Annotated in this window: 5 protein-coding genes; 3 read left to right on the forward strand and 2 right to left on the reverse strand. The window is 46.4% G+C overall.

The window, feature by feature from the left end:
- Positions 1–32 precede the first annotated feature (32 nt).
- Positions 33–7202 (reverse strand): cellulose binding domain-containing protein, encoded by a 7170-nt coding sequence (locus BLS28_RS21620; protein WP_091172248.1) that lies wholly within the window; start codon positions 7200–7202, stop codon positions 33–35.
- A 572-nt stretch (positions 7203–7774) separates the two neighbouring features.
- Positions 7775–9259, reverse strand: a complete 1485-nt coding sequence (locus tag BLS28_RS21625; protein ID WP_176844533.1) for a glycosyl hydrolase family 28 protein — start codon at positions 9257–9259, stop codon at positions 7775–7777.
- A gap of 209 nt (positions 9260–9468) precedes the next feature.
- On the opposite strand from BLS28_RS21625, the gene BLS28_RS21630 reads away from it, so the two are divergent.
- The 3 genes from BLS28_RS21630 (at position 9469) to BLS28_RS21640 (ending at position 12867) form a co-directional block, all read left to right on the forward strand.
- Entirely contained in the window at positions 9469–11349 is a 1881-nt protein-coding gene (locus tag BLS28_RS21630) for a glycoside hydrolase family 97 protein (RefSeq protein WP_091172252.1), read from the forward strand.
- 76 nt (positions 11350–11425) lie between these two features.
- Positions 11426–12448: a substrate-binding domain-containing protein gene (locus BLS28_RS21635; RefSeq protein ID WP_091172254.1), complete on the forward strand. Its 1023-nt coding sequence runs from the start codon at positions 11426–11428 to the stop codon at positions 12446–12448.
- A 158-nt stretch (positions 12449–12606) separates the two neighbouring features.
- Positions 12607–12867 (forward strand): hypothetical protein, encoded by a 261-nt coding sequence (locus BLS28_RS21640; protein WP_143020838.1) that lies wholly within the window; start codon positions 12607–12609, stop codon positions 12865–12867.
- Positions 12868–12925: the final 58 nt, after the last annotated feature.

Consider the following 12925-nt stretch of genomic DNA (forward strand, 5'->3'; position numbering starts at 1 on the left):
TTAAGCTTTGTGTATTCTGCTTTTAGCTAAAATCATGGGCTTACTATCATGCGCAATGGTGCCAGATTGTTGATCTGAACAAAGTAAACACCGGTCATATACGAGCGGGTTAACTGAACCCCAAGGTTACCGCCAAAACCACGATACCTGCCGCTTTGCATAACCTTGCCAAAATTATCCCGGATAACCAGGTTGATCTCTTTCTGCTCCAGGTCGGGCGTTAGTTTAATGTTGAAGCTGCGTGCAGCCACCGGGTTTGGGTAGATCACATTGTTTTGAACAGTACCGATAGGTGCGCTGTTATCTTGTACAATGCCGGTTTTTTGACCTAAGGTTGAAGCCAGCGAATTGCTGCTGAGCAATGTAGGTTCCGTTCCATAAATCAGCTGATCTTTATAATAAACAGTAATATGGCTGTTAAGCGCCATAGCAGCTTTGGCAGCAAACGAATAATCATTGGCCTCGTTAAATGCCGACCAGTCTGTTTTATTAACCTGGTATTGAATGTTACCGGTATTGCTTAAGGGGTAAAGCGAACCGGCCGATGGATCGATGGTTAATTCAAGATAGGTGTCTGCCCCGGTTAAAGGGGGACTTAAAGTAACAAACCGGTTGTTGATTTTGCTGTTGCCCAGTTTGGCATAGCTTACCGAGAAATTCAATCCTGCTGTGCCTTCGCGGCTAAACCAATAACGAATGGAAAGATCGCTGTAATTGACAGGCACGTTTCCTGTATTGTTAAGCACCAGGTAGGTACTGATCGTATTTCCGGATGTGCTTTGATTTTGGTTTTGATAAGATACAGTAAAAGCCGTGGTAGCTGTAACTGCAGCCGGCTCGGTACCGTAAATTAACTGCCCGTTGCGGTAAAGGGTGATATGGCTGTTTGCGGCATAGCTCCCGGTGTATGGCAGGTATGAATAATCATCGGCCTCCGAAAAGTTTGACCAGTCCTGGTTTGCAAACCTCGACTGAATAACCCCGGAATTGCCGCCTGCGCTGAGCTGGCCGTTATTCAGGAAACCATATTCAATATAACCCAGGGCGCCTGTGCGCGGGTTGGGTAACTGAACATATTTCATGGTAACGTTACTGTTCCCCATTTGGGCATAATCAATCCATGAATTGATCCCGGCATAATTTTCCGCGGTAAACCAATACCTCATGGTCAGCTCGTTTAAATTAATGGCGACAGAATCCTGGTTAACAATTTTCAGAAATGGCTTAATGAGATTGTTTACAGGCTGGTTGTTATCCCCGTCGGAGTATTGTACCTGGACATTGTATGGCAATACGGTGAAGGCTTTGCTTGAGGCTGTCGTGTCAAAACGAGCGTTGCCACCTTGCTGCGCTATGATAGTACTGCTGCCCGCACCTACAATATGCAGCTTGTTATTGATTACCGTAGCTACGTTTAAGTTTGAGCTGGTGTAAACAACTGTAAGCCCGGAAGTAGCTGTCGCATTCAGGCTGATATCTGCATCGCCAGGCCTGCTTAAAGGCAACGCGGCAAAACTTATGCTTTGGCTCAGTTTGTTAACAGTTAAGGTTTGTGTAACCGGTGATGCCGCAAGGTAATTAGCATTCCCACCCTGCGAGGCGGTGATCACGGCCGTACCCGCACCGGTGATGTGCAACTTTGTGCCCGCTACCTGAACTACCGTACTGTCCGAACTGCTATAACTTACCGCAAGGCCAGAACTGGCTACAGCACCGGCCATAAAATCGCTGTCGGCAACTGTTTTTCCAGGGATCGCATTAAACGTAATGGTTTGTGCTTTTTGGCTAACGGTGAGGCTTTGATTAATAGAAGTAGCTGCTTTAAAACTGCTGTTTCCGGCCTGGGATGCAATGATGGTTGTTGTTCCGGCCGCTTTAATGTGGATGGCGCCATTGATCACACTGGCAACAGTAGTATCTGAACTGCTGTAGGAAACCGCTAAACCTGATGAAGCTGTTGCAACGGGCACAAAATCGGCATCGCCAAATGTTTTTCCGCTGAGGGACGCGAAGGTAATTGTTTGATCACCCAATACATCGGCAGCAATTTCGGTGCTGCTTAATGCCCTGCCGTAGATCTTGAAATTATCAATGGAGCCTTTGAACATCGGATCGGCAAACTGCGATTTGCCCAGATAATTTTGTGTGGTGCTGCCGAGCGCCGATGGTTTGATGGTAATGTTTGTTGAGGAGGTAACCGATGTACCATTTACATAAAGTGTGGTAGTAGTGCCCGCCCGCGTTACCGCCAGGTAGGTCCAGGTATTTAATGGGAAGGTGTAATTGTAATTGATATTCTGTTCTGCAGCCGAGCCGTTTTTAGTAGCGTAACGAATGGTTGACTGCCCGTTGGTAACACCGGCCTGTACAGTAAGGAACATGTATTGGGTAGTGCTTGAGCCAAAGTCAAAAACACGCATCCAGGTACTTATGGCGTCCATCCGCACCCAGGCAGATATGGTAAAATCGTTCAGGGTACTGAAAATACCGGCAGGCAATGTTGCATAAGCGTTCGCAGAACCATCAAGCAGCAAAGATTTTCCATATTTACCCGCAGCACGGCTTGCTGTTGCCGCGAGTGCAGCATGATTGGCGCCCCAGGCATCAATGCCTTTACTACTGCTTTCCTCATCAAATTGATAAAAGTCGCGTTGCCCGGCATTGGGTTTAGCAACCGCTTCTGTGCTTTGGGTACCTTCGCCGGTGCTGTCTGCAGGGGCTATAACATAAAAATAGGTTGTGCCATTGCTTACATTGCTGTCGGTGAAGGTAAGGTTACTAACCGAGCCAAGTGCGGTATATGGCCCGCCGGAAGTTGTTGAACGTTTAACGTTATAACTGTAGCCTGGAAGTGATTGCCATTCAAGGATGTTTTTGGCATCGCCCGCGGCAACTGTCAAAGAGTTTACAGCACTGCTAAGTACCGTGAGTACCAATGTGGAAGTACCTGTTGTACTGCCGTTGCCTGCCGACAGGCTTACATTAAAGGTGCCTGATTCTGTTGGTTTTCCTGAAATTTTGCCTGATAAAGAATCAATTTGTAACCCAGCCGGCAATCCGCTGGCCGAAAAATGGTTGGGCGACTTAATTCCTGTTACCGTATAAGTCATAGGTTTTCCTATCAGCGTGGTATCCGTTGGCGCGCTGGTGATAATTACCGGTAATGGCCGGTCGTCCAGGAGCACCACATCATTGCCCGTACCGCCTTTATAGCTGATGCGAAGCGTGAAATTACCAACAGTTATCGGGGCAAGTTCGGGCAAACCTTTAAATGTACCGGATATTGCCGCACTTCCGGTGTTATCAATGATAGTGAACGAACTTCCCTGGGCCAGGCTGGTCGAGTCGATAGCCGTGATCTGTAGTTTAGGCTGGTTCACTAAATTAACAATGGCTGTACTTACCTTATCACTGGTGGCCGAACTGGTGCTTAATTCTACTCTATAGGTGGCATCGGCATTCATGGTGAGGGTGCCCACTTTTATGGTGCCAATGGACTGGTTACCAGGTGCCAATGCCGCTCCTGTACCCGAACCGGTACCGATAGTAGCCGATGATGTGCTTTTACCACTGCCGCCAAACGTGCCGGCCGTTGCAACCACCGGACTGGTGAATGTGCCGCTGTTAGGATCGTTATTGAGCAAATAAGTGCCGTTTTTTATCGTCGTTGTTCCGGAATAAGCCTGGTTACCGGTAAATGTCAGAATAGCTGTTCCAACTTTCTCTACGTTCATACTGCCGGTCATCGTTCCGCCGTAGCTGGTAGTTATATTCAGTGCACCGATGCTGATGGTTGGGCTGCCGCCACCATCTGTACGGATGGCGCCCCTGCCGCTCAATGAGCCAAAGCTGATGGTGCCGGTAGGGAACATGATGCCCTGGCAATCATTGCCGTTGGCGTCGAGGTTCCATGATGCATTCGCGCTGCCTGATTGCGGCACTTCAAAACGGGTACGTGAGTTGCCGCTGCGTAATTTGGATACAAAGTACCCGGTAAAGCTGCTGTTATCGGCAAACAAATGTAAACCGGCATATACGTTACCATCCTGAATAATTGTTCCGCTGCCGGTAAGCCGCCCGTAAAGGTTCAATGCGTTGCTGGTTTGGTAAAAATAACTGGTTTTTCCGGCAGCGATTTCAATATCGTTGTATAAGGTAGCATCACCGTTCGCCGAAAAAAGCGCGCCGCCGTTCATGGTTATTTTTCCGGTACCGAGCGGGCCTGATGTAGGGGCGGAGGGCGCTCCTGTACTTGTTCCGGATATTTCCATCCCATAAACTGGCGGCCAGCTTTGCCCGTTCCCGTTGAGGATAGTACCGCCGGAGTAGGTGTTATTGCCTCCTGCGTACAGGAACCCGATACCGTTCTTGAGCAGGCTGCCTGTGCCTGTTATTTGCCCGATTAATGATACGGTGCCGCTTACATTGGGGGTGTTTACATTGAGTAACGTATCGAGCGTTACAGGCATCTTCAGGGTTTGATACCCAGAGCTGTTATTAACCAGGTCATTTCGCAAATGAATTGCTGCGCCGTCAATGGTATAGTTGCTGGCGTTTGCATTAAACTGGATTCTCGAGGCTACGAGGTTTGGGATGTCGTTGGTCAGTACGGTATCTGCACTATTTTGAAAAGTAATAATGGCTGGATTAACCGGTGTCGCGTTTTCCTGCCAGTTGCTGGCCAGGGTAAGCGAGTCGGACTCGGGCTGCTGGCTCCATGTTGAAGTGCTTGAGCCGGGTACGCCAAATGTTTCGGCCGAATTGGAGCTTTCTTTGGTTTGGCCCACAGATGAAACAACATAGTAGTATGGGCTTCCGTTGCTTACATTCAGATCCGCGTATGCCGTAGTTGAAACATTGGCTACAGTAGTATAAGGACCGCCGCTTATCGTAGCGCGTTTTACATTATAAGTAGCCGCACCTGCTGCTGCATTCCAGCTCAAGTCAACTTCCTTGTTTTTATTAACAGCTGCAGGCTGCGCCGGGGCAGCCGGTGGTACTGATGAAAAAATAACATTTGAGTTTCCGCTTTCCAATGTTCCGGCAAGCGCGGTCACTACATAATAATTGTTTACCTCGGGTACAGGGCTGGCATCAATATATGATGTGTTGGTTATACCTGATTGTATAGTGGTAAACGGCCCGGTGGATGATGACGACCGTTTTACCGAATAGCTGGTAGCATTGGCTGAAGCTACCCAGGAAATATTAATTTGTGTAGCGTTAACAACCGCCGCCGCAGCTGAAGCGGGCGCTGCCGGCGCCTGGTTATTGACCACATTCAGCATGAGGGTTGCCGTGCCGGTGCCGCTGGCATTAGTGGCGGCTATGGTAATTTCGCTTTGCCCTAACGCGGTAGGTGTACCCGAGATGATACCGGTGGCCGCATCAATGCTAAGCCCTGCCGGCAAGCCGCTGGCACTATAAGAAGATGGATTAGCACTGGCTACGATGTTATAACTGAAAGGCCCACCACTGGTAGCTGTGGCTGTGGTAGCACTGCTAATCTCCGGAGACCCGGCAGGTGCAGATTGACTATAGGCTACATTACTGAACGTGGCTATATTTAGCGCCGAGTTATTACTGGAAAGGGCATAAAATCCGGCATACAAATCCGTGGGGAAACCTGTTGCAGAATACCAGCAACCGAGACCGGTCCAACTAATGCCATCCTGCGAATGGTATGTAAATATGCGGGTGCCTACACGCTCAATTTTTAACCACCAGGGGGCTTTGGGTTGGTAGTGGTTTCCGGCACCGCCTGTCGCTTTAAGGAAAATATCATAAAAAGCCGAACCGGGCGCCAGCGATTGGCGTAGCATGACCCCGCAACCACCGGTATTTAACGACATATTCTCAACTTTTACTACCAGTCCGGCATCGCCGCTAATTTTCTTAAAATTAAAGCTAAAAGCATTACTGGTAGAAGTTCCGGCGCCTTGAAGTGTCCAAACCCCGTTATTGTAGGCAGCGCTGCCCGCCAACCCGGTATTACCGATATCAATATTGGTAAGGTTGCTCACCGGCTGCACATGATCAGCAGGATAATATACCTGGGGCAACTTAACCGCGGTAGATGTATCTGATGATTTCAGGTATAAGAAATTGCCGCCGGCAGGAGAATAATTGGTGGCACCGGGCTGCATTAATGCGGCTCTCATCCTGTCGGTATTAGGGGTAGGTATTCCCTTGCGTACAGCATAAGCGCTGTAAATAAGATTAGTCATGTCGCCAACCCTCGCTCCGGGCTGAATACCCCAGTTAGTCCAATAACTTGCATACCCTCCCAGCGGGATAAAGGTCATTGTTGCTCCGTCAAAAGCGTATTTATGATACAGTTCACCGATAGCCAATACCCGGTTATCCAATTCGGCAAACATATCTGCACCTTGCTTGTAGGCAACTTCTGCACCCCAGGCCAGTGCGGCTGCCTGCACACGCCAATGGTCGTCGCGGCCCGAATCCCCAACTTCGCCACCGGGCAACGAATTGCGCATACCTCCTCCGGCATCCATCCGGTACACTTCCACCGCCTGGTTAAACCGGGTTACATCATCACAAAAAACGGATGCGGCAAGAGCTATTTTTAACTGGAGGGCTCCTTTATTCGCGTCGCGCAAGGGGCTTGGTACCCAGGAAGTAGGGAATAAAACATTAGCAAAATAATTTTTTACGTGCTGTGTGTTGGCTGCGGTCCAACCGGGAAAAGTACAACGAAGGATTTCAGCACCTACGCCCCAATACTGCGCATAGTCGCCAATATCCAGCATTGATTCTCCGCCGCCCCATGTAGTATTGGTTACTGCCCAGGCATCCAACATATTAGTAGCTTTGCGGGCATAAGTTGAGTCGCCTGTAAACCACCACATCCAGGCCAGGTTGTGAACAGCCTGCATGTCTTCAATCCAGGCACTGTTGTTTAGGTTTGGCGCCCTTGTAACAGTTGCAAAAGGCCCCTTTTGCCCATAGCCCAATTGTGAATGCGAGCCGTTTTTAAATGCATTATAACCGGATAGCCATGGTTCGCGGCTAATGTTGGCTTTCAATTGATCCAAATCGGCCCGGTTAAAGGCCACGCCAGGATGGACAAAAGGTTGGGCGCATACACCCATCGTGACAAACATCGACAGCGAAAACAACAGCAGCCTTATCTGCCGGTGCGTACCTGTCAAATAATTACAAAGCGTAAAAAGTTTTTTCATGGTTTAATTGTTTAGGTAAACATATTTACTGCCGTTCCGGTATGTTTGGAAGTCGTGTAAGAGCGTGGAACAAAACAGTTTTATAATCGGACACACCAAAGACAATGACTGCTGTAAATGATACTCACAGCAAACTGGTGTTTTTTGAAATTTTTATGACGTTAAAGCGCTTGGAATAAGCTGCTTTGTGTATGGGTAAGTATTGTAGAAGTAATTAAAGATTCTTTCAATTCCTTTCTTGAGCTATTGTCTGTACACTCCTTCAATGATTTATTATCAATTGAAAAACGGTGTCATTTCGACGAACGTAGCGTCGGGAAAGTGTGTTGGGGGAGGAGAAATCTTCTACACCATGTCCGCGAGCTTTTCACGTTACTTGGCATATCGTATAAGATCTCCTTTGCTCGCTCGCTCAGGCCTCCACAGCTCTATTGAAATGACATTTTCTTTTAGTTGAAAAGAAGTGTACACAACAGTAGTTTCCCAAGAAGGGAATCGCACAATTTAATACCTTAAAAATATTAGTGGAGATATAAAAGATTGCACACAAGGACAGGTAGTCAATCTTACCCTCAATCCTTGCGCGGAAACTGGACCCCGTCCACATGTTCACCCACAAATATGTTAGCCATATCGCTTGTTTTATAAAAGCCGGGTTTGCCCGGCATCTTATCGAATATCAGGGTGCTGTTTATCTTCAGGTTTTCAAATATAACTTTCCTGATGCCGCGTTTGTCATCATAGCCGGCTATAACAGACATATTAGCCCGCGTCCCGTTATAATTAACATTCCTGAACAGTATGTTCTCGATCCCCAGCCCGGGAGAGGTGTTATATTTTCGGTTGTACATCACTCTTAAATTAAACAGTTGCCCCTTGCGGATATCCTCAATCTCCACGTTTTCAAAACTGGCGTTCCTGATCAGGTTGCTGTCGCCGGCATTAAGTGATATGCAGCCCTGGTAATCAAGCTGGTTTTCGTTATGGTCAAGTACGGTCATATTTTGAACCCGGATATTCTGTAATGTGTCCGGGTGGTCAGTATCGCCGTGGGTGCCTATCAGTAGCGGGTGGGCTACATCTGCCCATAAAATGGCGTTGTTAACTGTAATATCGGAGGTATTGCCATAATAATTCCAACGGTGACCGTAAATAGCGATACAATCGTCAGAGTTTCGCATGTATATATGATCGAGCTTAATATCCTGACTACAGAAAATGTCTATGCCATCGGCATTACCGGTAGAACTAAAAGCTTTGAAATTGCTTATTTTCACATGCTTTGATTCGCCCATCAAAATAGAATAACCCGTTGGGAGTTCAATGATCCCGTCGATACTGATGGTATTGCTGTACTGGATGATCAAATGATCGTTCCTTAATTTTGAGGGTGTTCCTGTAGTATTTTGTGGTTTAACGCTGTCGTCCTGTACCGGGTGTTGTGTAAGGATTCCGCGGCCGCAGATCCTGACGTTCTCTGCATGATCTATAACAAATGAGCCTTCAACAATAGCGCCGCCGGCCACATACACGGTTTTACCCGAGGGGATCACCATCCGGCCGATTTTATGGATGCCCGGGCCAAAATAAAGTGTTTGCGCATCGGCTTTTGTGGGACGGCTGCTTTCTATAGGATTGGCAAAAATCTGCAGGTTTTCAAAAATGTTGCCGTTTACCTCTAACGAAACATATTGCGAAGCGCTTAATTCAAATTCTACAACGTTGCCTTTAACCTCGGGCTTGATGCCGTATGCGGTAGGTCTGATCCTTACTTCTTTGATATTCCCCAGGTTTAGCTTAACCCGGAGCTTTACTGAACCGGAACAATCAAAATAAGTAAAAGCGGTTTTTTTAATAATGCGCTGCGTGTCAAAACGAGCCGCAACATCGGCGTTATATACATCTAAGGGCTGCCAGTTGCCTGTACCCTGCCGCACATCTACTTTAATTGTATGATTAACTAAGTTACTTTCGGGTGCTTTATAAGTTATGATTTCTGCCTTGACTGTTTTTAATAAAAATACGACTGCACATGCCAGTGCCAGGAATTTGTTCATAGAAGTTTTTATAGTGTATAGAGGAAGACAATAAAGGCGGATTCTCATACTCAATAAAAAAACTATATCGAAAAAATAACTGCATTTGCCGGAGATAATGTGCCCTAATGAGATACCTAGGAACAATTTGAACTAAATCACTAATCTCTTTGAGTATATTTAATAGCATTGCTTGTCCTTATTACTGTTGTTGCCCTGTATCCTGAACAATGAAGAATAAATACCTTTTTTTTGCCTTTTTTATAGCCCTTTCTCCCTTTTGCAATAATGCTGTGTCCGCAAAGCAAAAGGTTGTTGCACTGCTTTATTCACCAGATAACCGTACGCGGGCGCAATTTTCACTGGATGAGCAAGGGCAGCTGTATTATCGGTTAATTTTCAATACACGGTTAATTGTTAACTGGTCGCGTTTGGGGATCGAAACTACCGGTTCTTCATTAGTTCAGGGTATCACGTTAAAGGGATCGGCCAAAAAAGAAATCAATGAAAAGTTTTTGTGGCCGCTGGGGGAGGATGCCAGCCTGGTAAACCATTGTAACGAGCTCACGCTTCATTGCACCTCTGGCATAGGTAATTATGATATAATCGTAAGGGTATATGATGGAAGCCTGGCGTTTAGGTATGTCTGTAAGCAGCTTGGTGATAGTATTGTACAACTTAAATCGGAGCTAACGGAGTTTAACCTTGCAACAAGCTATCGCATTTACCAGTATCACGAAGAATCTGTTTTCCGGCCGGTTATGGTCGATTCATTGCCGGGTACCAGTGACCTTCCTTCAACGCTTACAGCCGCACAGTCATATATAAGTATCGGCGAAGCCGATAACCGCAATTACACCAAATGCGTATTGGTTCACGGCAGCCGCCCCAATAGCCTGTCGTTACAATTTTATACGGATACCATTTACCGCGACCATCGCGTTCAATCGGTTCGGAAGGATTCATTAATCCGGTTCACCGATAGTCTCATTACTCCCTGGCGAACCATCAGTTGCAGTAGTACTGCCATAGGTTTGCACGCGTTTAGTCAGCTTAATCTTAAACTGGTTAAACCGCTTAGTAATGAGGTACCCGATTATGTAAAACCCGGAAAGGTTTTCAGGGTACCTATCAATACGCAGGGCGCTCTTGATGGAATTGATTTTGCTCAAAAAATGAACTTTCAATACATTTTAGTTGATGCAGGCTGGTACGGTGCCGAATTTCGAACTACTTCTGATCCTACCAGATACCTGCCTGATTTCCACTTGCCGGATATCATTGCCCATGCCCGGCAAAAAGGCATCGGTGTTATTTTATACGTAAATTATGTGGGGCTCAAAGCTAAGATAGATACCATATTGCCGCTTTATAAAAAGTGGGGAGTTAGCGGGCTAAAGTTTGGGTTTGTAGATGGCGGCACGCAGAAAGGCCTTGCCTGGCTTGATTCGGCCGTAAAAAAAGTAAATGATTATGGCATGGTACTTAACGTACATGATCATTATAAACCCACAGGTTTGAGTCGCCGGTACCCGTATGTGCTGAGCCAGGAAGGGATCAGGGGCGACGAAAACAGTCCCGATGCTTTCCATAATACCGTATTGCCGTTTACGCGTTACCTGGCCGGCCCTGCCGATTTTACCTTTTGCTACCCCAACAGGGTGAATGATTACAGTAAAAATATCCGGGTAAGCAAAGCTCAGCAAATGGCCCTGACCATTGTATACTTTGACCCGCTCCAGGCGATTTTCTGGTACGGGCGGTCGCAGGATTACCGGGATGAGGCGGATATTGAATTTTTTAAATATGTGCCCACCGTATGGGATGAAAGTAAATATGTGCAGGGAGAGATAGGCGAAGGCATTACCGTAGCACGTCGTAAGGGCCGTACCTGGTACCTGGGCAGCGCTGCAGGTCTTCAGAAATGGGGAGGAAGCTTCAAGCTCGATTTCCTGGAAAAAAATCAGGTATACACCGCTACTGTTTATGGCGATGACGGACAGGGCGGCATACAGGTAAAAAAGGTTGAGCTCAGGCACAATGATGCTTTTGTTGTTGACCTGGATGCAAAAGGGGGCCAGGCCGTTATCATAAGACCTCAAATAAAGTAGGGGGCGGAGATGTTGTTGTGCGGCATTATTAATGATTGTGTTAGTTTGACTTAAGGAGGACCCGGCTTTGGGCGAAATGAAGAAAAAATTGGCTTTGAAAGATATTGCTGCCGCGTTAAAAGTGTCAGAAGCATCTGTTTCCTATGTTCTTAATGGCAAGGCGAGGCAATATGGCATCAGCGTGGCGCTGGAAAATAAAATACTGAGGTTTGTTGAAAAGGTAGGTTACCGGCCAAACCGGCTGGCAGCCAGCCTGCGGACGGGAAAAAGTAAAACGGTGGGCATGATTGTGGAAGATATCAGCGATCCTTTTTTTTCGGCCATTGCGAGGGTTGTGGAAGAGCATATTTATAAAGAAGGTTACCGCGTTATTTATGGCAGTTCTGAAAATTCGACCGTTATTGCCCGCGACCTGCTGCAAACTTTTAAAAATTACCAGGTAGATGGGTACATCCTGGCGCCTACTGCAGGTTTGGAAGATGATATCAACCAGCTTGTAAAGGAAGGTTACCCGGTAGTGGTGTTCGACCGCGCCTCGCCTGATCTGCAATGTTCCAAAGTACTTGTCGATAACTTTCGCGGCAGCGAGACTGCGGTTTTACATTTGATAGATAACGGCTTCCGTAACATTGCCATGGTTACGCTTGCGGCCGGGCAGGATCAAATGAACGAACGTGTTAACGGTTATCACGCGGCCCTCCAAAAACACGGGCTGCCGCCTATCCTAAAAGAAATTATATATAATGAAGATCCACACAAAACCATCCAGAACCTTAAAAGCCTCCTGAAAAGTAAAAAGGATATAGATGCCATTTTTTTTGCGACCAACTATCTCGCCTTAAGCGGCCTGCAGGCCCTGAAAGAATCAGGACTGATAATTACCAGGGACATCGGTGTTGCTGTATTTGATGATATTAACAATTTTGCCCTTTTTAACCCGGCCATAACTGCTGTTGCCCAGCCAATTAAAGAGATCGGGCTCAGGGTTACCAAAATTTTATTGGAAGAGCTTCAGGATAACCACATAATCGATTCGCAAAATATTTTATTGAAAACCAAACTGATCATAAGGGATTCATCCGTAAGGTTACCGGTTTAATTTATCCGAAAAAAAAATTAAAAAAAATGAGTATCAAACCTGTTTGGGATTGTCTTTGTTATAACTCTCCCCTAATAAACCGTCCGGTTTAGCAAAGTTGGTTATAATAAGGCTTCTGAAAGGAAGCCCTTTTTGTTAATGATAAACAGCAGGGAATATTGAGAAAAATGATCGGTTGGGGCACGGATATAATCCTTGTTCTTTATTTGTCAGATAATTATATTTTTGTTTTGAGTAAAATGTTACAGGGTGCAGACATGATAGTGTATCGATTTATGAAAAAAAAGCGAAACGAAGCGGAACCCTTAGAGCTATTTCAGATAAAGAATCCGAAAGCAGACGAACAAACGATCAAAAAAAGCTGGAATTCAATTGTTCAGAAAATAAATCAGGAACCTAAAAAGAAGCGCCAGGAGTAATGTTTAACCTGGCGGGACAGTTTTTGAAACACGAACCAAATGTTTCGCGGCACTTATA

It is taken from the genome of Mucilaginibacter gossypii (assembly GCF_900100945.1).
GTDB classification, from domain to species: Bacteria; Bacteroidota; Bacteroidia; order Sphingobacteriales; family Sphingobacteriaceae; genus Mucilaginibacter; species Mucilaginibacter gossypii.